This is a genomic window from Achromobacter sp. UMC71 (genome assembly GCF_014170305.1).
Lineage (GTDB): Bacteria > Pseudomonadota > Gammaproteobacteria > Burkholderiales > Burkholderiaceae_B > Achromobacter.
Genome location: NZ_LZZT01000024.1, coordinates 24,448 through 48,853, shown reverse-complemented (window position 1 = coordinate 48,853; position 24,406 = coordinate 24,448). Strand labels below are relative to the sequence as shown.

General features: G+C 67.5%; 23 protein-coding genes. 13 read left to right on the top strand and 10 right to left on the bottom strand.

Annotation, left to right across the window (positions count from 1 at the left end; genetic code table 11):
• Positions 1 to 34: 34 nt before the first annotated feature.
• Both acnD and A9974_RS11865 read right to left on the bottom strand, forming a co-directional pair.
• Positions 35 to 2,650, bottom strand: a complete 2,616-nt coding sequence (gene acnD / locus A9974_RS11870; RefSeq protein WP_183004291.1) for a Fe/S-dependent 2-methylisocitrate dehydratase AcnD — start codon at positions 2,648 to 2,650, stop codon at positions 35 to 37.
• Positions 2,647 to 3,357 carry a GntR family transcriptional regulator gene (locus A9974_RS11865; RefSeq protein WP_183004290.1) on the bottom strand — a complete coding sequence of 237 codons (711 nt, stop codon included), beginning with the start codon at positions 3,355 to 3,357 and terminating at the stop codon, positions 2,647 to 2,649. Before A9974_RS11865 ends, acnD begins: the two co-directional genes overlap by 4 nt.
• Positions 3,358 to 3,570: 213 nt before the next feature.
• Here A9974_RS11865 and ykgO point away from each other — a divergent pair, with 213 nt between their 5' ends.
• Positions 3,571 to 3,711 carry a type B 50S ribosomal protein L36 gene (gene ykgO / locus A9974_RS11860; RefSeq protein WP_183004289.1) on the top strand — a complete coding sequence of 47 codons (141 nt, stop codon included), beginning with the start codon at positions 3,571 to 3,573 and terminating at the stop codon, positions 3,709 to 3,711.
• 34 nt (positions 3,712 to 3,745) lie between these two features.
• Positions 3,746 to 3,955: a hypothetical protein gene (locus tag A9974_RS11855; protein ID WP_183004288.1), complete on the top strand. Its 210-nt coding sequence runs from the start codon at positions 3,746 to 3,748 to the stop codon at positions 3,953 to 3,955.
• A gap of 40 nt (positions 3,956 to 3,995) precedes the next feature.
• Here A9974_RS11855 and A9974_RS11850 read toward each other — a convergent pair whose 3' ends face one another.
• The 3 genes from A9974_RS11850 to A9974_RS11840 form a co-directional block, all read right to left on the bottom strand.
• Positions 3,996 to 4,163: a hypothetical protein gene (locus tag A9974_RS11850; protein ID WP_183004287.1), complete on the bottom strand. Its 168-nt coding sequence runs from the start codon at positions 4,161 to 4,163 to the stop codon at positions 3,996 to 3,998.
• Positions 4,164 to 4,233: 70 nt separating this feature from the next.
• Positions 4,234 to 5,313, bottom strand: a complete 1,080-nt coding sequence (locus tag A9974_RS11845) for an alginate lyase family protein (RefSeq protein WP_183004286.1) — start codon at positions 5,311 to 5,313, stop codon at positions 4,234 to 4,236.
• Between the two features lie 145 nt (positions 5,314 to 5,458).
• A complete protein-coding gene (locus A9974_RS11840) occupies positions 5,459 to 6,250 on the bottom strand; it encodes an alpha/beta hydrolase (RefSeq protein WP_370539619.1) in 792 nt (263 codons plus the stop codon).
• A gap of 40 nt (positions 6,251 to 6,290) precedes the next feature.
• Between A9974_RS11840 and A9974_RS11835 the strand changes: the two genes are divergently transcribed.
• Positions 6,291 to 6,911, top strand: coding sequence for a hypothetical protein (locus A9974_RS11835; RefSeq protein WP_255468139.1), 621 nt, complete (start codon positions 6,291 to 6,293; stop codon positions 6,909 to 6,911).
• Positions 6,912 to 7,024: 113 nt separating this feature from the next.
• On the opposite strand, the gene A9974_RS11830 is transcribed toward A9974_RS11835, so the two are convergent.
• Positions 7,025 to 8,287 carry a Zn-dependent hydrolase gene (locus A9974_RS11830; protein WP_183004284.1) on the bottom strand — a complete coding sequence of 421 codons (1,263 nt, stop codon included), beginning with the start codon at positions 8,285 to 8,287 and terminating at the stop codon, positions 7,025 to 7,027.
• Between the two features lie 11 nt (positions 8,288 to 8,298).
• Positions 8,299 to 9,654, bottom strand: a complete 1,356-nt coding sequence (locus A9974_RS11825) for a dihydroorotase family protein (protein WP_183004283.1) — start codon at positions 9,652 to 9,654, stop codon at positions 8,299 to 8,301.
• 102 nt (positions 9,655 to 9,756) lie between these two features.
• Between A9974_RS11825 and A9974_RS11820 the strand changes: the two genes are divergently transcribed.
• The 6 genes from A9974_RS11820 (at position 9,757) to A9974_RS11795 (ending at position 16,771) form a co-directional block, all read left to right on the top strand.
• Positions 9,757 to 10,662, top strand: a complete 906-nt coding sequence (locus A9974_RS11820) for a LysR family transcriptional regulator (RefSeq protein ID WP_183004282.1) — start codon at positions 9,757 to 9,759, stop codon at positions 10,660 to 10,662.
• A 201-nt stretch (positions 10,663 to 10,863) separates the two neighbouring features.
• Positions 10,864 to 11,955: a DUF917 domain-containing protein gene (locus A9974_RS11815; protein ID WP_183004281.1), complete on the top strand. Its 1,092-nt coding sequence runs from the start codon at positions 10,864 to 10,866 to the stop codon at positions 11,953 to 11,955.
• Positions 11,956 to 12,098: 143 nt separating this feature from the next.
• Positions 12,099 to 13,430 carry an MFS transporter gene (locus tag A9974_RS11810; protein ID WP_183004280.1) on the top strand — a complete coding sequence of 444 codons (1,332 nt, stop codon included), beginning with the start codon at positions 12,099 to 12,101 and terminating at the stop codon, positions 13,428 to 13,430.
• Between the two features lie 175 nt (positions 13,431 to 13,605).
• Positions 13,606 to 14,304: a glutathione S-transferase N-terminal domain-containing protein gene (locus A9974_RS11805; protein WP_183004279.1), complete on the top strand. Its 699-nt coding sequence runs from the start codon at positions 13,606 to 13,608 to the stop codon at positions 14,302 to 14,304.
• A gap of 204 nt (positions 14,305 to 14,508) precedes the next feature.
• Positions 14,509 to 15,858, top strand: coding sequence for a cytochrome c (locus A9974_RS11800; protein ID WP_183004278.1), 1,350 nt, complete (start codon positions 14,509 to 14,511; stop codon positions 15,856 to 15,858).
• On the top strand, positions 15,851 to 16,771 hold the full coding sequence (locus tag A9974_RS11795; RefSeq protein WP_255468138.1) for a c-type cytochrome: 921 nt from the start codon (positions 15,851 to 15,853) through the stop codon (positions 16,769 to 16,771). The genes A9974_RS11800 and A9974_RS11795 overlap by 8 nt, the downstream gene beginning before the upstream one ends.
• Positions 16,772 to 16,874: 103 nt before the next feature.
• On the opposite strand, the gene A9974_RS11790 is transcribed toward A9974_RS11795, so the two are convergent.
• Genes A9974_RS11790 through A9974_RS11780 form a run of 3 tightly spaced genes read right to left on the bottom strand, consistent with a single transcriptional unit; the run spans position 16,875 to position 19,528 of the window.
• A complete protein-coding gene (locus tag A9974_RS11790) occupies positions 16,875 to 17,849 on the bottom strand; it encodes a tripartite tricarboxylate transporter substrate binding protein (RefSeq protein ID WP_183004277.1) in 975 nt (324 codons plus the stop codon).
• A gap of 37 nt (positions 17,850 to 17,886) precedes the next feature.
• The gene (locus A9974_RS11785; RefSeq protein WP_183004276.1) at positions 17,887 to 18,354 is read right to left on the bottom strand and encodes a GAF domain-containing protein; all 468 of its coding nucleotides are present in this window, start codon (positions 18,352 to 18,354) and stop codon (positions 17,887 to 17,889) included.
• Positions 18,338 to 19,528 carry a Xaa-Pro peptidase family protein gene (locus tag A9974_RS11780; protein ID WP_183004275.1) on the bottom strand — a complete coding sequence of 397 codons (1,191 nt, stop codon included), beginning with the start codon at positions 19,526 to 19,528 and terminating at the stop codon, positions 18,338 to 18,340. The genes A9974_RS11785 and A9974_RS11780 overlap by 17 nt, the downstream gene beginning before the upstream one ends.
• Positions 19,529 to 19,696: 168 nt before the next feature.
• Between A9974_RS11780 and A9974_RS11775 the strand changes: the two genes are divergently transcribed.
• The 4 genes from A9974_RS11775 (at position 19,697) to tcuB (ending at position 24,355) form a co-directional block, all read left to right on the top strand.
• The gene (locus A9974_RS11775; RefSeq protein WP_183004274.1) at positions 19,697 to 20,638 is read left to right on the top strand and encodes a LysR substrate-binding domain-containing protein; all 942 of its coding nucleotides are present in this window, start codon (positions 19,697 to 19,699) and stop codon (positions 20,636 to 20,638) included.
• Between the two features lie 75 nt (positions 20,639 to 20,713).
• Positions 20,714 to 21,640 (top strand): LysR family transcriptional regulator, encoded by a 927-nt coding sequence (locus tag A9974_RS11770; RefSeq protein ID WP_183004273.1) that lies wholly within the window; start codon positions 20,714 to 20,716, stop codon positions 21,638 to 21,640.
• 77 nt (positions 21,641 to 21,717) lie between these two features.
• Positions 21,718 to 23,133, top strand: coding sequence for an FAD-dependent tricarballylate dehydrogenase TcuA (gene tcuA / locus A9974_RS11765; RefSeq protein WP_183004272.1), 1,416 nt, complete (start codon positions 21,718 to 21,720; stop codon positions 23,131 to 23,133).
• Complete coding sequence (gene tcuB / locus A9974_RS11760; RefSeq protein WP_183004271.1) at positions 23,120 to 24,355, top strand: tricarballylate utilization 4Fe-4S protein TcuB; 1,236 nt, start codon at positions 23,120 to 23,122, stop codon at positions 24,353 to 24,355. The genes tcuA and tcuB overlap by 14 nt, the downstream gene beginning before the upstream one ends.
• Positions 24,356 to 24,406: the final 51 nt, after the last annotated feature.

The following is a 24,406-nucleotide window of genomic DNA, read 5'->3' as shown; positions in this document are numbered from 1 at the left end:
CGCGGGGCGCCCGCCTGGGTGTTGGATGCGGGGATCAGCCGGCCTGCTTGGCCGAGCCGGCCGATTCGGCCTCCAGGAAGTCCTGGGCAAAGCGCTGCAGCACGCCGCCGGCCTCGTAGATGGAGACTTCCTCGGCGGTGTCCAGGCGGCAGGTCATCGGCACCTGCAGCGTTTCGCCGTTGCGCCGGTGCACGACCAGCGTCAGGTCGGCGCGCGGCTTGCGTTCGCCGACCACGTCGTAGCTTTCGGTGCCGTCCAGGGCCAGCGTCTTGCGGTTCACGCCCGGCTTGAATTCCAGCGGCAGCACGCCCATGCCGATCAGGTTGGTGCGGTGGATGCGTTCGAAGCCCTCGGCGGCGATGGCTTCGACGCCGGCCAGGCGCACGCCCTTGGCGGCCCAGTCGCGCGAAGAACCTTGGCCGTAGTCGGCGCCGGCCACGATGATCAGCGGCTGCTTGCGGTCCATGTAGGTTTCGATGGCTTCCCACATGCGCATTTCCTTGCCTTCGGGTTCAACGCGAGCCAGCGAACCCTGCTTGACCGTGCCGTCCGCGTTTTTCACCATCTCGTTGAAGAGCTTGGGATTGGCGAAGGTCGCGCGCTGCGCCGTCAGGTGGTCGCCGCGGTGGGTGGCGTATGAGTTGAAGTCCTCTTCGGGCAGCCCCATTTTGTGCAGGTATTCGCCCGCGGCGCTGTCCATCAGGATGGCGTTGGACGGCGACAGATGGTCGGTGGTGATGTTGTCGCCCAGCACGGCCAGCGGCAGCATGCCGCGCAGCGTGCGCTCGCCGGCCAGCGCGCCTTCCCAGTACGGCGGGCGGCGGATGTAGGTGCTTTGCGCGCGCCAGGCGTACAGGGGGCTGATGCCGGCGGTGCGTTCTTTCTGGATGCCGAACATGGGCGCGTAGACCTTGCGGAACTGTTCGGGTTTGACGGCGGCCTTTACCGTGGCGTCGATCTCGGCATCGGTAGGCCAGATGTCCTTCAGGCGGATCTCGCGCCCATCAGCGGTGGTGCCCAGCACGTCGCGTTCGATATCAAAGCGGATGGTGCCGGCAATGGCGTAGGCCACCACCAACGGCGGCGAGGCCAGGAAGGCCTGCTTGGCGTAGGGGTGGATGCGGCCGTCGAAGTTGCGGTTGCCGGACAGCACCGCGGTGGCGTAGAGGTCGCGGTCGATGATTTCCTGCTGAATCACCGGGTCCAGCGCGCCCGACATGCCGTTGCACGTGGTACAGGCGAACGCCACGACGCCGAAGCCGAGCTTTTCCAGGTCTTCGGTCAGGCCGGCTTCGTCAAGGTACAGGGCGACGGCCTTCGAGCCTGGCGCCAGCGAGCTCTTGACCCAGGGCTTGCGGGTCAGGCCGGCGCGGTTGGCATTGCGCGCCAGCAGGCCCGCGGCGATGACGTTGCGCGGGTTGCTGGTGTTGGTGCAGCTGGTGATGGCGGCGATGATGACGGCGCCGTCGGGCATCAGGCCGGGCTGGTTCTCGACGGCGCCGGCGATGCCGCGTTCGGCCAGGTCGGCCACGGGCAAGCGGCGGTGCGGGTTGGACGGGCCGGCCAGGGTGCGCACCACGGTCGACAGGTCAAAGCGCAGCACGCGTTCGTATTCGGCGGTCTTCAGGCTGTCGGACCACAGGCCCGCAGTCTTGGCGTAGGTTTCCACCAGCGCGATCTGCTCGTCTTCGCGGCCGGTCAGGCGCAGGTAGTCGATGGTCTGCTGGTCGATGGAGAACATCGCGGCCGTGGCGCCGTATTCCGGGGCCATGTTCGAGATGGTGGCGCGGTCGCCCAAGGTCAGGCTGGCGGCGCCTTCGCCGTAGAACTCCAGGTAGGCGCCCACCACCTTTTCCCTGCGCAGGAATTCGGTCAGGGTCAGCACCACGTCGGTGGCGGTGATGCCGGGTTGCGCGCGGCCCGAGAGTTCGACGCCGATGATGTCGGGCAGGCGCATCCACGAGGCGCGGCCCAGCATGACGTTTTCGGCTTCCAGTCCGCCCACGCCGATGGCGATGACGCCCAGCGCGTCCACGTGCGGGGTGTGGCTGTCGGTGCCGACCAGGGTGTCGGGGAAGGCCACGCCGTCTTGCGTGTAGATGACCGGGGACATCCGCTCCAGGTTGATCTGGTGCATGATGCCGTTGCCCGGGGGCACGACTTCGATGTTGCGGAAGGCCTGCTTGGTCCAGTCGATGAAGTGGAAGCGGTCTTCGTTGCGGCGGTCTTCGACGGCGCGGTTCTTCTCGAAGGCGTCGGGGTCATTGCCGCCGTATTCCACGGCCAGCGAGTGGTCCACGATCAGCTGCACCGGCACCACCGGGTTGACCTTGGCGGGGTCGCCGCCCATGTCGGCGATGGCGTCGCGCAGGCCCGCCAGGTCGACCAGCGCGGTCTGGCCGAGAATGTCATGACAGACCACGCGGGCCGGATACCACGGGAAGTCCAGGTCGCGGCGGCGTTCGATCAGCTGCTTGAGCGCATCGGTCAGCATCGCGGGGTCGCAGCGGCGCACCAGGTTCTCGGCGTGCACGCGCGAGGTATAGGGCAGGCGGTCGTAGGCGCCGGGCGCGATCGCGTCCACGGCGGCACGGGTGTCGAAGTAGTCCAGGCGGGTGCCGGGCAGGGGCTTGCGATAGGATTTGTTCATGCCTCGGTGCGCTTCAGGTTGCCCTGAGCGATCTGATTTTCAATGTTGAGACGGGATGCGCGGATGTGGCGGCGCATCAGGAGTTCAGCCAGCTCGCCATCGCGGTCGGCGATGGCGTCAAGAATGCGGTGATGCTCGGCATACGACTGCCGCGGGCGGTTCGGGGTGGTCGAATACTGGATGCGGTACATGCGCGCCAGTTGGTAGAGTTCGTCGCACAGCATGCGAAACAGCATCTCGTTGCCGCTGCCTTTGACGATGCGGTAATGGAAGTCGTAGTCGCCCTCCTGCTGGTAGTAGCCGATGCCTGCCTGGAAGGCCGCGTCTTTTTCGTGCGCGAGCAGCACGTGGCGCAGTTCTTCAATTTCCGCGGGCGGCATGCGGTCGGCGGCCAGGCGGCAGGCCATGCCTTCGAGGGATTCGCGGATTTCGTAGAGTTCGGCCAGCTCTTTGGGGCTGAGCGAGACGACGCGGGCGCCGGCGTGCGGCACGCGCACCAGCAGCTTCTGGCCTTCCAGCCGGTGCAGGGCTTCGCGCAGCGGGCCCCGGCTGACGCCGTGGATGCGCGCCAATTCCGGTTCGGAGATCTTGCTGCCGGGGGCGATTTCGCCTTTGACGATAGCGGATTGGATCTTGCGGAAGATGTGTTCCGCCAAGGTCTCGTTATCGCCAGGCGCGGCGCCGGGTAGCGTCAGCACTTTGCTCATTGTGTCAACAATCTGCTCTTAATCTGGGTGAAAACCCGATGCAAACCGCCTTTGGGCGGCTAATTGTCAACAATTTACCCGGCGAGCGGGATGACTGCAAGTACCTGCCGTGAGCCTGGCGTGACAAATAGAATGTTATTACATATCATTATCAGCGGCCCGTGATCTGCTTGATGCGAGATCGGGTCCGTTTCCCATTCTTCGGAGCCCCGCATGAAAGTCCTCTCTTCCCTGAAAGACGCCAAGACCCGCCACCGGGACTGCCAGGTCGTCAAACGCCGCGGGCGCATCTACGTGATCTGCAAGTCGAATCCGCGCTTCAAGGCGCGCCAGGGCGGCGCGAAGAGCAAGTAACGCGCATGGCATCTATGCCCAATGGCATCGCTGCATGACGGTGGATGGCGGCATTGCGCTGACCCCGGATTTCATTGCGCACCGCCTGGCCGCGCTGGCGGATGCGCAATCGCGGGAGAACGTGCGCTTTCGCCGCCTGTACGGCGATGCGCATTGGCAGCGCGTGCGCAAGGGGTTCACGTTGGCCAACGACCCGGCGGCCTCGCTGGATGGGGCCGCCGGGTCAACCCCCGCTGCTGGCTAGCGCCAGCGATCGGGAGCCCGAGCCGTCAAGGGGCGCTTGATTACGGACCGGTGTCCGGATAATTCGGACCGGCGTCGCGGAAGCCGCCGCTGCTGTAGGGATTTGCGGCCCCGGGATGCGGCGGCCCGCCAGGGCCCAGCGACGAACAGCCGCCCAGGATCAGGAGGGCGGCCAGCAACGCCAGCGCGCGTGTCATGGTGGGTTTCATGGTTATCTCCGGCGGCTGCCCCTCGGCGGCCGCGTACAGCCTATGGATACGTTTCCAGTGTACGCCTGCGTCAGGGTGTCGGCGCGGGCTGGGGCAGGATGCCGTGGCGGGCCATCAAGGTCAGGTTGCCGCCCAGGCGGGGATCCTTGAAGGGGCCGTCCGCATGCAGGGCGTCGAATTCGCGCGGGTCCGCGGCGTGCTGGCGATAGAACTCGACCCAGCCGCTGGATCCGTGGGGGCGCTCGGGCTGCTGCGGCGTTCCGGCGTGTTGTGCGAACCAGGCGCTGTCGCGGTATCCGTCGGCGATGCGCCGCGCCAGCCGGCCAAGCGCGCCGTCCTGGTACGCATACCAGTTCTGGCCGCTTTCGTAGGCCAGCTCGGCCATCATCACCAGCGGCGCGGCGGCGTAGTCGTGGTAGTGCAGGGCGCGCCCGCCGCGTGCCATTTCCATGGGCAGGCTACCGTCGGCCTGGATATCATCCACGCCCTTGCGGTAGATCGCCTGCGCGGTGCGCAGCAGGGCTTCGTCGTGCTTGGCCACGGCGGTGGCCATGATGCCGACGCCCGTCCAGTAGTAGTGGTTGTTGCGCTTGTGCCTGGGGTCGTCCCAGTAGGCTTGGTTGGCGCGGGACAACTGGCGCAGCCAGGGTTCGATGATGCCGCGCTGCGCCGGCGTGGCCAGCGGCAGGGTCTTCAGGTAGGCCAGGGCGGCGGCGCCGTGCGTCCACTGGCGCATGTAGTCGGGCTGGTCATTGTTGCCGCGGATCATCCGGCCCAGCATCGCGCCGTCCTGCGCCCACGCGGCCAGCCAGGCCTGGGCGCAGCGGCCGGCGGCGGCGTCGCCATTGGCCAGATAGGCGTCGGACATCGTGGCGATGCGCTGCGCGTAGTCGTCCAGGGGCCGCGTTTGGGCGCGATTGCGGGCCTGCAACTGCGGGTCGATCTTGGAATGGGCGGCGTCGGTGTAGTAGCCCGTGCCTGCCAGGTCGCGCGGCCCGGGCGGCGGCGTTGGGCACTGCTGCGGCGCGGCCAGCGCCTGGGCGCCCGGCAGGGCCAGCAGCAGGCAGGCCAGGGTGTACGTGCAAGGCGAGCATCGGCGCGGGGCGGCCGGTATCCGGTTGTCGCTGGCGGGGCGTGGCGGATGGGTCATTGCAGCGGCCGTTGTTTGCGCGGGCGGGTTTTCAAGGACAAGCTGATCCGCAGGCAGGTTGATCAGGAGACAGGCTGATCTGGAATAGACACCGCCGCGCCTGGAAAGTTGCGTGGCGGCCCGTTGGCCGCGCGGCGGCGCCGGCCTAGCGCTGCAATTGTGCGTCGATGAATTCGATGATGGCCTGGGTCTCTTGATTGTCGGCGCCCACGTCCGAATTGATCTGGCCGTGGTTGCGGGCGACGGGTAGAACCTGGGCGTGGCCGCCCTGCGCGGTGAGCCGGTCGGCATATTCCTGCGTGCGCTGGCACGAGAAGCGCCGCAGCGTCGAGCACACCAGCAAGGTGGGCGGATTGGGGCCGCTCAGGTGTTCGGCGGGGGATGCCGGCAGCCAGCGTGCCGGGTCGGTGCCGAACGCGTCTTCATAGAACGACGCGTGTTCCTGGGACATGATTTCGGGCAGGTCGAAGGCGGCGCCGTCCAGGATGACGCTGGCCAGCCACGGGTGGGCGCCCGTGCGTTGACGCATGGCGTCGTCGGCGGCCAGCAGGGCCAGCAGATGGCCGCCGGATGAATGCCCCATGAGCAGGATGCGGCTGGGATCTGCCTTCCAGGCCACCGCCTGCCGCTGGATCCAGGCGACGGCCTGGCCCAGGTCTTCGGCCTGGGCTTCGGGCCGGGCCGCGGGCAGCAGGCGGGTATTGACGGAAACGACCACGAAGCCCAGCGGCAGCCAGCGGGCCAGCTTCTGGTCGATGACGACGGGCTCCGCCTTGTCGCCGTATAGCCAGGAGCCGCCGTGCACCATTACCAGGATGGGCGCTCCGGCGGGTGATGGGGGGAGAGCTTCCGGCGTGTAGACGTCGGCCAGTTGCGCGGCGTCGGGGCCGTAGCGCAGGTCTTTCTGGGCCGCGGCCAGGCCGGTGGCGGGCAGCACGCAGGCCAACGCAAGAGCACAGAGAAACCGGATCGCTCGCATGGCGGGCCCGAGGGGAAGTCTGGATGTCGAATACTGTAGCGCGGCGGCAGTCGATGTCGCGACAGGCGGCGCCGCGGTTGAGGCACCGGCTGCCATCGCCACGGCCGCCAATGTCGCGGCGAGACGGCTTTATGGCATGCTGCCGGCCTTTGCCGCTTTTTGTCACCTTGTCCTGCCCATGTCCAGACTATTGCCGCGGTTTTTCGATTACCTGCTGCTCGTTGCCACGGCGGCGCTGTTCGGCGCTTGCCTGACGGCCAAGCTGCGCACGGGATCCTATGGCCTGGAAATTCCCGATGCGCCTTATATGTATGAGCGCGCGGATTTCTTCCTGGATGCAGCGTTCGCGGCGCTGGCGGGTTGGCTGGCGTTGTGGGCGGCCGAGAGGTTCACCCGGCTGGGCAGATCGGTGTCGGGGCGAGCGGCGGCGGGGTTCGTGGCCGCCTTGCTCGTCATCTACCTGGGGCCGCCGGACCCGCGCGTATTCGGCAACACCTGGGGGCGCTGGGAACCGACCTTCGAATTGTTCCTCGCTCAGTGGGATATCGCGCTGCCGTTGGCGGCGGCCGTCTTGGTGGCGCGCTGGGCGATCCGGCGGATCGGTGCGACCGCTGCTTGAACGGACAGCACGCACGGACTGCACGCACGGACCGCACGCACGGACAGCGCAGATAGCTCGGAAAGCACGGAACGCACCAAAGGACCCTTGTGGCGCCCGGCTGGCGGCCGTCTTCAGCCGCGCAGTACCCGGTCCAGCTCCAGCACCGTCTGATACAGCACGCGGGTGCCGTCCAGCAGCTGGGCGGGTTCGATCCATTCTTCGGGGCAGTGGCTGCGGCCGTTCAAGCAGGGGATGAAGATCATGCCGATGGGGCCGGTAGGCGCCATGTAGACCGCATCGTGGCCGGCGCCGCTGGGCAGGCGCATACTGGCGTAGCCCAGCTGGTCGGCGGCGGCCTTCACCGCATCCATCACCAGCGGCGCGCAGTCGGTGGGCTGGGCGCGGCTCAGTTGCGTGAAGCCGGCGGTCAGGCGCAGCGCTTTCAGGTCTTGCTCGACGGCAACCATCAACGTTTCGGCAAACGCATCCAGCACCGCGTTGCTGTCGCTGCGCATTTCCAGCGTCAGTTCGACGCGGCCGGGCACGGCGTTGGCGGCGTTGGGCGTCATGGCCAGCTTGCCGACGGTGGCGACCACGTAGTGCGGATTGCCGCTGGCGGCGCTGGCCTGGCGGCTGGCGGCGTCGATGATGCGGGCCGCGCCGACCAGGGCGTCGCGGCGGATGTCCATGGGCGTGGTGCCGGCGTGGTCGGGCTGGCCTTCGACCACGATCAGCACGCGGCGGATGCCGACGATGTTGGTGACCACGCCGATGGGCAGCTGGCGGCTTTCCAGCACGGGGCCCTGCTCGATGTGCAGTTCGACAAAGGCCGCGGTGCCGTGGGCGCCGCGCAGGGGCGCGGTGAGCGCTGCCGGATCGCCGCCGATGCGGGCGATGCCTTGGGCCAGGGTTTCGCCGTCGGCGTTGCACGCGCCCAGCATGTCGGCGCTGAGCTGGCCGCTGAGCGCGCGGCTGCCGACACAGGAAATGCCATAGTCGCTGGGTTCTTCGGACAGGAAGTCGATGACCTCGAAGTCGTGTTCCAGTTCGATGCCGTGTTCTTGCAGCGTGTGGGCGACCTCGATGCCGGCCAGCACGCCGATGATGCCGTCAAAGCGTCCGCCGCTGGGCACGGTGTCGCAGTGCGAGCCGGTGGCAATCGGCTTGCGGGCGGGGTTGCGGCCGGCGCGGGTGCCGATCAGGTTGCCGCCGGCATCCAGGCGGGTCGTCAGGCCCGCGGCCTCGAATTCGCTGCGCAGCCACGCGCGCGCTTGCAGGAACAGTGGCGAAAACGCGCGGCGGGTCCAGGGCTGGTCGGCCACGGTGAAGCGCGACAGGGTTTCGACGCGGGCCCACAGGCGCTCGGCGTTCAGGGGCGGAAAAGGTTGGGGCATGGGGGCGGCCTTCAGGCTTGGCGCGGGCGCAGGAAGCGGCCGTCGCCTTGCTGGTTGACGATGCGCTGGCCGTCGTAGACCTGCTGGCCGCGGCACCAGGTGCCGGCAACGCGAACGGTGAACTCGCGGCCTTCGAACGAGCTCCAGTTCACGGCCGCCAGGCTGCCGGACGGATCAAAGGCGTAGCGTTCCGGCGTCAGAATGACGATGTCGGCGTCTTTGCCGATGTCCAGCGTGCCCTTGCGGTCGTCGAGCAGGAAGTGCTTCGCGGGGTTGCTGCACAGCTGCCGCACCACCATGGTGGGTGAAATGCCATGCTCTTCGCAGCCAGTCCAGAAAGCGGGCAGCAGGGTTTCCAGGCCCGGGCCGCCGGACGCGTTCTTGAAGACGTTGGGATTCTGCTTGCGTTCCAGGCCCCAGCTGACGTGGTCGGACGACACGAAGGTGCATTCGTCGTTGGCGATGTGGGTCCAGAGCAGGTCGACCTCGGCCTTGGGGCGGATGGGCGGGTAGTGCTTGGTCTTGGCGCCGAAGCGGCGGGTGTGTTCTTCGTGGTTCAGCATCAGGTACTGCACGCAGGTTTCGATGCTGGCGTGGTGGCCGTTGCGGCGGTACATGTTGCAGATCTCGAAGCCGCGCGAGGTGGACACGTGCACCGCGTGGGCGCGGGCGCCGGTTTCGGCGCCGATCTCGTAGATCAATGCGGTGGCCAGGTTTTCGATCAGCGGGGTGTGGGCGCGCATGAAGGCGTCCCAGCCGGTGTCGCCGGCGTCGATCAGGCGCGCGATGTTCTTGCGCGTCATCTCCTGCATCTGGTTGTGCACGCCGCAGGCCAGGCCCGACGGCGCGATCAGGCGGAAGGCTTCGTACAGGTCGTCTTCCTCGATGCGCGGAAAGCGGCCGGGCGTGGCTTCGAAGGTCGAGAACTTGAAGGCGCAGACGCCGCCTTCGATCAGGCCGGCCGCGGCCGCCAGGCCGTGCTGGGTGTTCAGGGTGCCGAATAGCGCCACGTCCACGTGGCAGTCGCGTTCGACTTCGGCGATCTTGGCGTCCAGGTGAGGGCGCGAGGCGACGGGTTCGGGGTCGTCGTAGGGCATGTCGACCATGACGGTGACGCCGCCGGCCGCCGCGGCGCGCGACGCCCAGCCCAGGCCTTCCTGGTTGGCCTGGCTGCCGGAATGCACCTGGCCGTCGACCACGCCGGGAATGATCCACTGGCCGGTGGCGTCGACGCTGTCGCGCGCGGCGGGGGCCGCGCCCGTGCCGCGCGCGGCGATCTTGCCGTCTTGCACCGCCAGCCAGCCGTTTTCCACGATGCCGTGCGGATCGACGATATTGCCGCGCACCACCCAATCGAAATCGCTCATGACCACTTCCATTCAGACTAAGGATTGAAGGGCAGTGTAGTAATCGCAAATCAAAACGTCTTATGCTTATATGTACGTAGGAATTAACATCAGGTTAAGCATATGAAATTGAATCTGCGGCAGATCGAGGTGTTCCGCGCCATCATGATCAGCGGCTCGATCAGCGGCGCCTCCAAGCTGCTGTTCGTGTCGCAGCCCGCCGTCAGCCGGCTGATCGCCTATACCGAACAGCGCCTGGGCCTGATGCTGTTCGAGCGCATCAAGGGCCGGCTGTATCCCACGCCGGAAGCGCGGCGGCTGTTCGTCGAGGTGACGGCGCTCTACCAGAACGTGCAGCGCGTGAACGAGGTGGCCGACAACCTGGCCGAGAACCGCGAAGGGCAATTGCGCCTGGCCTGCAGCCCCAGCCTGGGGCAGTCGCTGATGCCGCGCGCCATCGCGCGCTTTCGGCGCCAGTACCCCGAAATCCGCCTCGTGCTGCAGACGCTGATTCCGGCGGTGATGGAGCAGTCGCTGTTGACCCAGCAGGTCGAACTGGGCGTGGCCTACATGCCCGTGAACCATCCCAGTCTCGCGACCCGGCCGCTCTACGAAAACAAGATCGTGGCGGTGTTGCCGGCGGGGCATCCGCTGGCGTCGCGGCGCCAGGTCACGGCCGCCGAACTGGCGCGCGAGCCCCTGATCGGCTACAGCGCCGACATTCCGTTCGGCATGTTGGTGCACAAGCTGTTTGGCGCGGAAGACGCCCAGCCTGAACCGCGCATCGAGGTGCAACAGGCGCACGTGGCCTGCGCGCTGGTGCAGGCTGGGGCCGGGGTGGCGCTGGTGGATGAAATCACGGTGGCCGGGCCGATCTGGTCCGACGTGGTGACGGTGCCGATCGTGGATACGGTGCATGCGCCGGTCAACGTGTTTCATCTGCAATTGCAGCCGTTGTCGCGCCTGGCGCAGGCGTTCATCGACGTCCTGCACAAGCTGGACCTGCCCGCTACGCCCCAATCCGGCTGAGGTGGCGCCTGGGGATATCCCTAGGTGCGGACCGTGCCTGGATCGCGCGTCATAGCGGGCGCGCCGCATAATTAACTTAATGTTATGAACTAGGCATAAAAGGTAATACGACATTAACCAGATTGATTCCTATGATTCCTCCGATTCACCAGCGCGACGCCGCTGGAACGGCTAAACCGCAATCGGGAAAGGAAGGGCGACATGGGAAGAATCTTGACGATGCAAGACGTCGAGGCCGCGGTCCGGGGCGGCTCGGTGTTCGCCTGTGGCGGTGGCGGCTGGGCTGATCACGGCCGCGAGCTGGGCGCCTTGGCCGTGACGATCGGCCGGCCCGAGTTGGTGTCGATGGACGAAGTGCCTGACGACGCCTGGATCGCCACCGCCGCCGCGATCGGCGCGCCGGGCGGCCTGACCGACTGGCAGATGCTGGGCATCGACTACGTCAAGGCCGCCGAGCGGCTGCAAGATGCGCTGGGCGAGCGCCTGTACGGGCTGATCATCGGCCAGAACGGCATGTCCAGTACGCTCAACGGCTGGCTGCCGTCCGCGGTGCTGGGCACCAAGGTGGTCGACGCGGTGGGCGATATCCGCGCCCATCCCACGGGCGACATGGGGTCGCTGGGCCTGGCCGGCAGCCCCGAACCCACGATCCAGTGCGCCGTCGGCGGCAACCGCGCCAACCATGCCTATATGGAACTGACCGTGCATGGCGCCACCGGCAAGGTGTCGCCGGTGCTGCGCCGCGCGGCTGACATGGCCGGCGGCTTCATCGCCAGCTGCCGCAACCCGATCCGCGCCTCGTATGTGCGGCGCCACGCCGCGCTGGGCGGCATCAGCCGCGCGCTGGCGTTGGGCCAAGCCATCCTGGCGGCGCAGCCCAAAGGCGGTAGCGCCGTGGTGGACGCCATCTGCAAGGCCACCCAGGGCGAGATCATCGGCTCGGGCAAGGTGGTGCGCAACACGCTCAAGTACACCGAAGAGGCCTTCGACATCGGCACGGTCGAAATCGGCGAAGGCCCCGGCAAGCGCGTCATCCACGTGATGAATGAACACATGGCCGTGACCGACGCGCAGGGCGAGCGCATCGCCTGCTACCCGGACGTGATCACCACGCTGGACGCGGATGGCAACCCGGTCAGCGCGGGCAAGCTCAAGGAAGGCCTGCAGGTGTCCATCCTGCACGTGTCCAAGCAGCACATTCCGCTGTCTTCCAGCGTGACCGACGCTTCGGTCTACCCCATCGTGGAAAAGGCGCTGGGCATGGACTTCACCGGCTACGCGCTGGCTCGCTGAATGCGCTATGCGGGCGCTGGCTGCGAAGCGGCGCTGGACGAGGTCAGGATCAAAGGCAGGGACCGCATCGACATTACGGCGGCGCGGGTTTGAACGGCAGTGCATGACAGCCCTGGTCACGGGGCGATTCAATGGGAACGTCAATGAAAAATATCGCAATCAATCCGGGCGCCGGGGCCTATCCTCCCCATGCCGCCGCGGACGAACACAAGGGCGCCAAGAAGGCCGTCATCGCCGCCTCGATCGGCAATGCGCTGGAATGGTATGACTTCTCGGTCTACGCGCTGTTCGCGGTGTACATCGGGCAGAACTTCTTCCAGAACGCGGACCCCACGGTGCAGCTGATGGCCTCGTTCCTGGCCTTTGGGCTGGGCTTCGTGGTGCGGCCGCTGGGCGCGCTGGTGCTGGGGTCCTATGGCGACCGGGCCGGACGCAAGGCCGCGCTGACCATGACCATCATGCTGATGGCGCTGGGCACGCTGCTGATCGCCATCGCGCCGCCCTACGCGGCCATCGGCGTGGGCGCGCCGCTCCTGATCGTGTGCGGCCGCATGCTGCAGGGCTTTTCGGCGGGCGGCGAAGTGGGCGGCGCCACGGCGTTCCTGGTCGAGCACGCGCCTGAAGGCAAGCGTGGCCAGTACGCGTCTTGGCTGCAGGCCAGCATGGGCATTTCCAACCTGCTGGGCGCGCTGGTCGCCACGCTGGTGACCACCCTGCTGACCGAAGACCAGGTGGGCGAGTGGGGCTGGCGCATTCCGTTCATCGTGGGCCTGGCCATCGCGCCGGTTGGGTTGTGGATGCGCCGCACGCTGGACGAAACCCCGCACTTTCGCGAAGAGCAGGCGCGCCAGGCCGCCAACAAGAGCCACGTCAAGGCGCCGCTGCTGGCCGTGCTGCGCGACTATCCGCGCGAGCTGTTCACCGGCTTTTGCATGTCGGTGCTGTGGGCGATCGGCCCGTATGCGCTGATCATCTTCATGCCGATCTACGTGCAAAAGAGCATGGGCTTTACCAGCTCGCAGGCCTTCCTGGGCGCGTTGGTGGGCAACCTGTTCCTGATCGGCGGCTGCTTCTTTTCCGGCACGCTGTCCGACCGCTACGGACGCCGCACGGTGCTGCGCGGTTCGGCCCTGTTGCTGCTGGTCGCCGTGTATCCGCTGATGATGTGGCTGCAGGCTAACCACACGCAGTTCGCGCTGATCGTGGTGCAGTCCCTGTTCTGCCTGCTGGTCGCGCTGTATGTCGGCGCGGCGCCCGCTGCGCTGTCCGAGGTCTTTCCGACGGCGGTGCGCTCGTCCGGCATGTCCCTGGCGTACAACACCGCGGTGACGGTGCTGGGCGGTTTCGCGCCGGCCATCCTGACCTGGATCTCCTACACCACCGGGGTGTCATTCGCGCCGGCGCTGTATGTCATGGGCGCCTGCGTGGTGGCGCTGGTGGCGTTGACCGTGCTGCCGCAGAGCCGTCATGCCTGACCGGATGCCCGCAATCCGTGGGTGGACCGGGCGCCGCACGGCACCGGCCGCGAAACGCGTGTCCCGGGGCGATTTGCGTTAAATTTGCGCGACGCCTTGTGGGCGCCGGCCCGCCGCCGCCCACGCCGCCACCGCGTTCCTCATCGTCACCCCGGATCTCCAGGAGCTCCCACGCATGTCTTCCCTAGACTCGTTCGCCATCACCAAGAAATGGCCTGCCCGGCACCCCGACCGCATCCAGCTCTATTCGCTGCCCACGCCCAACGGCGTGAAGGTGTCGATCCTGCTGGAGGAGCTTGGGCTGCCCTATGAGCCGCACCGGGTCAGTTTTGACACCCAGGACCAGTTTTCGCCCGAATTCCTGTCGCTCAGCCCCAACAACAAGATCCCGGCGATCCTGGATCCGAATGGCCCCGATGGCAAGCCGCTGGCGCTGTTCGAGTCGGGCGCCATCCTGATCTACCTGGCCAGCAAGACCGGCCAATTCATCCCGGCCGACACCGCCGGGCGCTACGAGACGCTGCAATGGGTGATGTTCCAGATGGGCGGCATCGGTCCGATGTTCGGGCAACTGGGCTTTTTCCATAAGTTCGCTGGCAAGGACTACGAAGACAAGCGCCCGCGCGACCGCTACGTGGCCGAGTCCAAACGCCTGCTGGGCGTGCTGGACAAGCGCCTGGAAGGCCGCGCCTGGGTCATGGGCGACCAATACACGATCGCCGACATCGCGATCCTGCCGTGGGTGCGCAACCTGGTCGGCTTCTACGGCGCCGGCGACCTAGTCGGGTTCTCGCAATTCAAGAACGTCGCCCGCGTGCTGGAAGCCTTCGTGGCGCGTCCGGCAGTGGTCAAGGGTCTGACAATTCCGGCTTGAGCGCCGCAGCCACCAGACTACGGGCCCCCTTCGGGGGCCTTTGTCTTTCCATCACCGCCATTTGCGCACGGTCAAACAACCCCGATACTTTTATGCTTTTCAGTCATATGTTAATTACCAAAAGGCGTAAGCTGGCTTCATAAGCTGGACAACGCTGTACGAACACCCGACGTGCGCGCTTGCCGGCGCGCAACGGAGGGATTGATGAAGAAGTTCGGGATCAAGGCGGTGGTGGCGCTGCTGGTATTGGCGGCAGGCGCCATCGGCGGCGCCCAGGTGCTGACCGCCCATCGCAAGACGGCGTCGACGGCAACCGTCGATCCGCAAGACAGGCGCCTGGTCCAGGCCGGCGCCTACATCGCGCGCACGGCCGACTGCGTGGCCTGTCATAGCGTGCCGGGCGACAAGCCCTTCGCCGGTGGCCTGGCGATGCAGACGCCGGTCGGCACGATCTATTCGTCCAACATCACGCCCGACAAGACCGCCGGCATCGGCGCGTATAGCTACGCCGATTTCAAGAACGCGGTGCAGTACGGCATCCGCAAGGACGGCACGCCGCTCTATCCGGCCATGCCGTATCCGTCGTACGCCATCATGCCCGACGCCGATGTGCAGGCCCTGTACGCGTACTTCATGGCCGACGTGCAGCCCGACAGCAAGCCCAGCGGCGACTCGACCATTCCGTGGCCGCTGAACATGCGCTGGCCGATGGCGTGGTGGCAGGCGCTGTTTGCCGGCAAGCGCCAGTTCGCGGCCCCGGCCGGGGCCGACGAGAAGCTGACCCGCGGCGCCTATCTGGTGGAAGGGCCAGGGCATTGCGGCGCCTGCCATACGCCGCGCGGCCTGGCCTACCAGGAAAAGGCGCTGTCCATGGCGGACGGCGATGCGTTCCTGTCGGGCGCGGTGATCGACGGCTGGCGCGCCAAGAGCCTGCGCGGCGAAGCCCAGGGCTTGCAGTCCTGGAGCGCTGCCGACATCACGCTATTCCTGAAGACGGGCCGCACCGACAGGGTGGCGGCGTTTGGCGCGATGGCCGACGTGGTCGAGCACAGCACGCGCTATTTCACGGACGACGACCTGGGCAGCATCGCGGCCTATCTGAAGCAATTGCCGCCCGTGCAGGGCAAGCTGCCGGTGTTTGCCGCCAAGGCGGACAGCACCACCGCGGCGCTGCTGGATGGCCGCTACGACTCGCGCGGCGCGGTGATCTACATGGAACAGTGCGTGGTCTGCCACCGCGCCGACGGCCAGGGCATGCCGCGCATTTTCCCGGCGCTGGCCGGCAACTCGGCCGTGTTCGCGCAGAACCCGCAGTCCATCATCCAGATCACGCTGGAAGGCGGCAAGATGCCTGGCAACGACCACGACGCCATGGCCTTCGCGATGCCCGGCTTCAACCACCTGAGCGACCGGGACATCACCGACGTCATCAATTTCATCCGCACGGCCTGGACCAACCAGGCGCCGGCCATCGGCGACGACGATGTGGCGCACATCCGCGGCTTCCTGGCCACCAAGAAACCGAACATCGTGTCGGGAGGCAAGCATGAATAGCACTGTCAAGACCGGCATGGTCAAGATCGCCGCGGCGCTGGCGCTGGCGGCCGCGGGGGGCATGGCCGCGATGGCGGCGCCGGACGCCCCGGCGGCGGATCCGAACGCCAAGACGTTCCCGGTGCTGGACAAGGACGGCAAGCGGCTGCCGGACTACACCATTCCGTCCGACACGCTGATCGCGAAACAACCCAACGCCGACCAGATCAACTACGGCAAGCGGCTGCTCAACGAAACCCGCCGGCTGCTGCCGCAGAACACGGGCGCCAGCATGAATTGCAACAGCTGCCACGTGCAGCAGGGCAAGAAGCCGCTGGGAGCGCCGTATATCAACACGGTCAATTCGTTTCCGCAGTTCAACCCGCGCGCCAATCGCGTGGTGACGCTGGAAGACCGCATCAACGGCTGTTTCATGCGGTCGATGAACGGCAAGCCGCTGGACAAGACCTCGCCGGAAATGCAGGCGATGGTGGCCTACATGAAGTGGCTGGCGCAGGACGTGCCGCACGGCGCCAAGGTACAGATCGAGAACGCCTGGCCCATCGACACCAAGCTGGTCGGCGACCCGGTGCGCGGCAAAGGCCTGTATGCGGCGCAGTGCGCCGCCTGCCACGGCGCCAACGGCGAAGGCAAGAAGGACCGTGCGGGCGATATCGTGTTCCCGCCGTTGTGGGGCGACGAATCGTTCAACATCGGCGCGGGCCTGGCGCGCACCTACAAGGCGGCCGCCTTCATCCGCAACAGCATGCCGATGGGCGTGAACACGCATGGCACCTGGGGCGAGGGCGGCGTGCTGTCGGACCAGGACGCTGTGGACGTGGCGGAGTACTTCACCCACATGCCGCGCCCGGATTTTCCGGGCAAGGAGAAGGACTGGCCCAACGGCAAGAAGCCCAAGGACGCGCGGTACTGACGGCAGGATCGCCGCGCCCAGGCGTTGCGGCGTCCCGCAAGCGGCCCGGTCCGGCACGCGCTACCGGGGGGCTTCGAGCCCACGATGCGCCGCGCCGGACCCCTCAGTTCGGCTGCAGCCCGATCTTGCGCACGATCTGCCCCAAGGCATCCAGGTCGGCCAAGGTGCGGGCCTGCGCTTCGGCCGGGGTGCCCACGACCGGCACCCAGCCCGCGTCCACCAGGCGCTGGCGCGCCGCGGGTTCGTTCAGGCCCTGGACCAGGGCGGCATTCAGGCGGTCGATGACCTCGGGCGGCGTTCCCTTGGGCGCGGCCAGGCCGAACCAGCCCACGGCGGAAAAGCCGGGCAGGCCCGCTTCCTCGGCGGTGGGCACATCCGGGTACGCGGCCACCCGGTACTTGCTGGTCACGAACAGACCGCGCACCTTGCCTGCATTGATATAACCGGCCTGCGCGGCGGCGTTGTCGATCATCGAATCCAGGTGCCCGCCCATCAGGTCGTTCACTGCCGGTGCGCCGCCTTTGTAGGCGATGACGTTCAGGTCGATGCCGGCGGCGTTCAGGAACATCATTTGCGTCAGGTGCGCCTGGGTGCCGATGCCGGCGTTGGCCGAGGTGATCGCCCCCGGGGCAGCTCGGGCTTTGTCGACGAACTGCTTCAGGGTTTTCTCCGGCAGATCGGGCCGCGTGACGAACACGAACGGGATTTCCACCAGCGTCGTGATGGGCGCCAGGGCGTCGGCGGGTTTGAAGCGTAGATGGTACAGGTGCGGGCTGACCGCCATCGCGCCGCTGGCGGTGAAGGCCAGGGTGTAGCCGTCCGGCGCTGCCCGCACCACGTAGTCCAGCGCGATCGTGCCGCCCGCGCCTGGCTTGTTTTCCACGATGACGGGCTGCCCCAATGATTTCTGCAGCACTTCGCCCACCACGCGGCTGAGGGTGTCGGAGGCCGATCCCGGGGTGTACGGATAGATGATGGTGATGGGTTTGGCGGGATAGCCGGCGGCGAGCGCGTCCGGCACCGCCGTCAACCCTGCCAACGCCATGGCCGCGGCGGCCAGGCCAGTCTTTATGTTCATGAGGTTCCCCTTGTCTATGAGTATGGCCCGGCGGGGCCTAGCGCTGCTGGATGATCTGACTGAGCAGCGGCGCCGCCTGGGCGGCGTAATCGCGTAGCGCGGGCTGCATGGCCGGCGTGTACCAGCCCGCCTGGTGCAACAGGTTCAGGCTGCCCAGCGCCTGGCCGCCATCGCGCACCGGCATGTTGACGGCGGCTTCGCAGCCCAGCGACAGAATCAGTTCGTGGTCGAAGAACGCGGCGCGGATATCGGCGGCGTCCCGGCACCACTGCGGCTCGCCCGCCACGATGACGCGCTCGTGATAGGCGCTGCCCGGGCGGATCGGTTTGGAGCCGCCGGGCGGGTAGGCCGCGGGATCGCTGGAATAGCAGCGCACGCTTTCGCCGCGCGCCCAGTCGTACACCAGCACGGTGAACAGGCGGTGGCCGATATCGCGCGCCAGCGCCAGATCCAGGGCGTGCAGGCCGGACCACGCCGGCGCTTGGGATTCAGAGTACGGTTGCATAGTCGAGCGTCTTGGGCGTCGCGGTCAGGGTGCGGGGCGTGGCGCCTGTCACCACGGTGTCGTCGATGCGAAAGCCGCCGATGCCGTAGGCGTACAGCCCAGGCTCCACCGAATAGACTTCGTTGTCCACCAGCGGGCGGTGGCAGAACGCCATGTCTTCCGGGTATTCGTGATGCATGATGCCGATGGCGTGGCCCGTGCGGTGGCGGATGCAGTCCGCAAAGCCGGCCTTTTCGATGACGGCCTGCGCCGCGGCATCGATCGCGCTGACCGGCGCGCCCGTTACCGCGGCGGCGATGCCGGCTTCGTTGGCGTCGCGAGCGGCGGTCCAGAGCGCCGCCTGCTCCCGGCTGGGCCGGCCGCAAAACCAGGTGCGTTCATTTTCGATGGCCAGGCCGTTCAGGCGCGGGATCAGGATATTGACCAGCACGTCGCCTTCGCGGATGCGGGCGCCGCAGGATGCGCCGTCGCCGTGCGGCGAGGCGGAGGCCGGACCGCTCAGGGTCCAGGCGCGGATCACTTCGAACTGTTCGCCGGGAAAGCGTTGGGCGGCTTCCTGGACCCACAGCGATGCCATGGCGAAGTCCAGTTCCTGCACCAGCCGGCCCGGCCGGATGTTCTCGCGGTAGCGATCCTGCAGCCAATCGGCGATGGAGCCGATGGCGGTCATGATGGCCAGTTCCTCGCCATGCTTGCGCCAGCGCAGCGTCCGGCATTCGCGCGTGCAGGGCCGCAGACGCAGGTCGGGCAGCAGGGCGGCGACGCTGTTGAGCACCGGGCTGGCGCCTTCCACGCCGATGCGGGCGCGCGCCAGGCCGGCCTGCGCCAGGCGCTGGGCCACCAGGTCCGGCAGTTGCGCAAGCAGGGGCAGACGCTGCGTGACGCGGGGGTGTTCGGCGTAGAAGCTGACGTCGGTGATCCAGACCTTGCCTTGCTCCACGGAGAAGCGCATGTGGTGCGTCGACAGCTCATTCATGATCAGGAAGGCATCGCCGTTGCGCGGCACCACCGCGAAGATCGGGCGTTCCCAGGGCAGCACGTCGGTATGGAAATTGGTGGCGAACTGAAAGAAGTCCGCGGACGTGAAGACCAGGGCATCCAGGTCCTGCGCGTCCATCAGCGCGGTCATCTGGGCATGGCGGTGGCGCCAGGTGGCGGTGGTGAGTGTAGGCATGCGTGTCGTCGCCGATTCAAGAGGGAAGAGGGATGTGACGACGTATTCTGGAATCCTGACCTATGAACAGCAAATGAATAATCTTGAGTTTGCCATTACCATTTAGGCATAGTTCAACAGGCTGGACCGAACCGGTTCCGGCCACGATTCAAGGGGACGGGGTCAGCCATGGACGAGAGCCTGGACGACATCGCATGGGCGCGCCGACTGAAGCTGCGCCACCTGGAGGTATTCCTGGCGCTGTCGTCGGCCGGCAGCGTGACGGCCGCGGCCGCCAGCATGCATATGACGCAGCCGGCCGTATCGCACTGGCTGGCGGACCTGGAGGAAGTGATCGACGCCGCGCTGTTCACACGCGGCCGCCGGTTGGCGCTGACCGAAGCGGGCGAGGTGCTGATGCGCCATGCGCGCCGCATGTTGGGCGACGTGCGCCGCACGCACGAAGAACTGGAATCGGTCACGGCCGGCATCACCGGGCGCCTGCATGTAGGCACGATCCTGTCGGCTTCGCCGGTGCTGTTGCCGCGCGCCATCGCGCAGCTGCAGCGCAGCACGCCGGGCATCTACGTCGAAGTCGTGGAAGGCCTGGTGGCGCCGCTGATCGAACGGCTACAGCGCCACGAGATCGACCTGATCATCGGCCCGCTGGACCAGCGCGCCCACCACGCCGGCCTGCAGATGGAAGGGTTGATGCACGACACCTTCAGCATCGTGACCCGCCCCGGGCATCCCTTGGCCAAGCTGCGCCATCCCACCTGGCGTGATGCCGCCGGACATCCCTGGATCATGCCGCCGGTGGCGACCGTGTCCCGCACCCGGCTCGAAGAGGCGTTCGCGCGGGCGGGCGTGGCGGCACCGTCGCCCCGCATCGAGACGGCGTCGATCGTGGCGTTGCAGGCGCTGCTGCATGAAACCGGCTATGTCTCCAGCCTGGCCGGATCGGTGGCGCAGCTGTACCGCCGCTTGAAACTGGTGGACATCGTGCCGATGCGCGAGCAGCTCGATTTCGGCCTGATCGGCATGATGTGGCGCGCCGGCGCGCCCAGCCGGGTCTTGCCGCAGTTGCAGGCGTGCCTGCGCAACGAAGCGCGGGAACTGCAGGGGGGCTGAAGCCTTTTGCCGCGCCGCCTTGGCGGCGGTGCGGCGGGCGGCGTATCCTTTGCGTTTTCGCCACGTGTAAGCCCCATGGAACTGCGCCAGCTTCGTTATTTCGTCCGTGTCGTCGAAGCCGGCAGCATCGGCCGCGCGGCCGCGTCCCTGGATATGGTGACGTCGGCGCTCAGCCAGCAGATCAGCCGCCTGGAAGGCGAGCTGGCCACGCGCCTTTTGCAGCGCAGCGCCAGCGGCGTAGTGCCGACCGACGCGGGGCTGGCGTTCTTCCGCCAGGCCCAGCTGGCGCTGCGCCATGCCGACGACGCCGTGCGCGCCGCGCAGCAGGCGCGGCTGGCCGGTCACGTCAGCGTGGGCCTGTCGTCCACCACCGCTTCGATCCTGGGCGCGCCGTTCGTGCAGGCCATGAACCAGCGCTATCCCGACATCCGCCTGCACCTGGTCGAGGCGCTGTCGGGCCACCTGGCCGATATGCTCAACGGCCGTCTGCTGGACCTGGCCATCGTGTTCCACGCCGAGGCGGCGCGCCGCTGGAGCGTCATGCCGCTGCTGGACGAGCCCTTGTACCTGTGCGCGCGGCCCGGCATGCCCGGCCTGCCGGCGGGGAACACCACCCGCCTGGAAGACATCGCTGGCCTGCCGCTGGTGCTGCCCAGCGGCCGCCATGGCCTGCGCGCCCTGGTCAATCATGCCTTCCAGAGGGCCGGCCTGATGCCGCGCGTGGCGGCCGAGGTCGATGGCCTGGCGCTGCTGATGGATGTGGTGCAGCTGGGCTACGCCGCCACCATCCAGCCCAGTTCCGCCATGGCCCGCATCGCGCCCGGCCAACTGGTCATGGCGCGCATCGACGATGCCGACCTGTTCCGCCCCAATCTGCTGGCCAGCCTGTCCGACGACGAGCTGTCGCCCGCGGCGCTGGCCGCGCGGCTGGTGCTGGCCGACGTATCGCGCACCCTGGCGCGGGACGGCACCTGGGCGGTAACGGCCCTTCACGAATCATGAAGACCCGTTGACGCCTGACGGATATCGCGGCGCGCGGCGCCGGCCTACAGTGCCTTCCTGGATTCGGGAAGGATGGCATGGTCGACGTCTTGGTGGTGGGAGGGGGCAACGCGGCGCTGTGCGCGGCCCTGATGGCGCGCGAGGCCGGCGCCAGCGTATTGCTGCTGGAAGCCGCGCCGCGCGAATGGCGCGGCGGCAATTCGCAGCACACGCGCAACCTGCGCTGCATGCACGATGCGCCGCAGGACGTGCTGGTGGACGCCTACCCGGAAGAGGAATACTGGCAGGACCTGCTCAAGGTCACGGGTGGCCAGACCGACGAACATCTGGCGCGGCTGGTGATCCGCGAATCGGCCACCTGCCGCGACTGGATGCGGCGCCACGGCGTGAACTTCCAGCCGCCCCTGTCCGGCGCGCTGCACGTGGCTCGCACCAATGCGTTCTTCATGGGGGGCGGCAAGGCGCTGGTGAACGCCTATTACCGCAGCGCCGAAGCGCTGGGCGTTCAAGTGCGCTACGACGCGCCGGTGGACGCGCTGGAACTGGAAGACGGCCGCTTCAAGGCTGCGCGCATCGGCGCCGAGCGCATCGAGGCGCGCGCCTGTGTGCTGGCAGCCGGTGGTTTTGAATCGAACCGAGAATGGCTACGCGAGGCCTGGGGCCAGAACGAGCGCGGCGAATGGCCGGCCGACAACTTCCTGATCCGCGGCACGCGCTTTAACCAGGGCGTGCTGCTCAAGTTCATGCTGGACGCGGGCGCGGACCGCATCGGCGACCCGTCGCAGTCGCATTGCGTGGCCATCGATGCCCGCGCACCGCTGTACGACGGCGGTATCTGCACGCGTATCGACTGCGTTTCGCTGGGCGTGGTGGTCAACCGCGATGCGCAGCGCTTCTATGACGAAGGCGAGGATTTCTGGCCCAAGCGCTACGCGATCTGGGGCCGCCTGACCGCGATGCAGCCGGGGCAGATCGCCTATTCGATCATCGACGCCAAGGCCATCGGCCGCTTCATGCCGCCGGTGTTTCCGGGTGTCACCGCCGATACGCTGCCCGAGCTGGGCCGGCGGCTGGGCCTGGACCCGGTGGCGTTCGAGCGCACCGTGCGCGACTACAACCAGGCCTGTCGCGTCGGCAAGTTCGACCACACCGCGCTGGACGACTGTCATACCGAAGGCCTGACGCCGGCCAAGACGCACTGGGCCCGGCCGATCGACACCGCGCCGTTCTACGGCTATGCGCTGCGGCCCGGGATCACGTTTACCTACCTGGGCCTGAAGGTGGACGAGACCGCCGCGGTCCGTTTCAATGGCAGGCCCAGCGACAACCTGTTCGTGGCCGGCGAGATGATGGCCGGCAATGTGCTGGGCAAGGGCTATACGGCGGGGGTGGGCATGTCCATCGGCACCGCGTTCGGCCGCATTGCCGGCACCCGCGCCGCGGCCGCCGCGCGCCGCACCCACGCAGAAGGAGTCCGCCATGCGGCAGCTTGAAGCCCTGGCCCAAGAGGCCCAGTCGTTCCAGGGCGCTAAACCTGCCCTGGTGGAGCAAACGGTGCAATGGCATGGCCGGGGCGCTCCGCCCGCGGCCAGGACGGCGCCGTCGCCCGCCGCGCTCAGCGGCGGCGAGGCCGAGGTGGCCCGCGTCATGCAGATCTGCAATGCCTGTCGCTATTGCGAGGGCTTTTGCGCGGTGTTCCCGGCCATGACGCGGCGCCTGGAATTCGGCAAGGCCGACCTGAATTACCTGGCCAATCTGTGCCACAACTGCGGCGCCTGTCTGCACGCCTGCCAGTACGCGCCGCCGCACGAGTTCGCGGTGAACGTGCCGCAGGCCATGGCCAAGGTCCGGCTGCAGACCTATACCGACTACGCCTGGCCGTCCGCCTTGGGCCAGCTGTACCGGCGCAATGGGCTGACGCTGTCGCTGGCCACGGCCATCGGCCTGGCGCTGTTCCTGGCGCTGACGGTGTGGCTGACCGGCAGCCTGTGGCATGCACCGATGGCCGGCAATTTCTACGCGGTATTTCCGCACAATACGCTGGCGCTGATGTTCGGCGCCGTATTCGGCTTTGCCATGCTGGCGCTGGGCGTGGGGGTGGCGAAGTTCTGGCGCGACGTCAGCCCGGGGGCGGCCAGCGGCGCTGCCGTGGCCGAGGCCGCGCACGATGCGCTGCGCCTGCGCTATCTGGACGGCGGCCACGGCAAGGGCTGCAACAACGCCGACGATGCCTTCACGCCATGGCGCCGGCGCTTTCATCACTTCACGTTCTATGGCTTCTTGCTGTGCTTCGCGGCGACCTGCGTGGCCACGCTCTACCACTACCTGCTGGGCCAGCAGGCGCCGTATCCGTTCTGGAGCGCGCCGGTCTTGCTGGGTACGGCGGGTGGCATCGGCCTGCTCATCGGGCCGGCGGGCTTGCTGTGGCTGAACCTGAAGCGCCATCCGCAGCAAGGCGATGCGGCGCAAAAACCGATGGACCGAGGCTTTATCGCGCTGTTGTTGCTGACCAGCGCCACGGGGCTGGCGCTGCTGGCCGGCCGCGACACCGAGGCGATGGCGCTGTTGCTGGCGGTGCACCTGGGCGTGGTGATGGCGTTGTTCCTGACGCTGCCTTACGGCAAGTTCGCGCACGGCATCTACCGGTCCGCGGCGCTCCTCAAGTGGGCCATCGAAAAGCGCCAGCCCAACAAGCTGCAGCTGGGAGCCGACTGAAAGCCGGACCCGCGCGGCGCCAGAACGCCTGTCCGGACGCCGCGCCTCGAT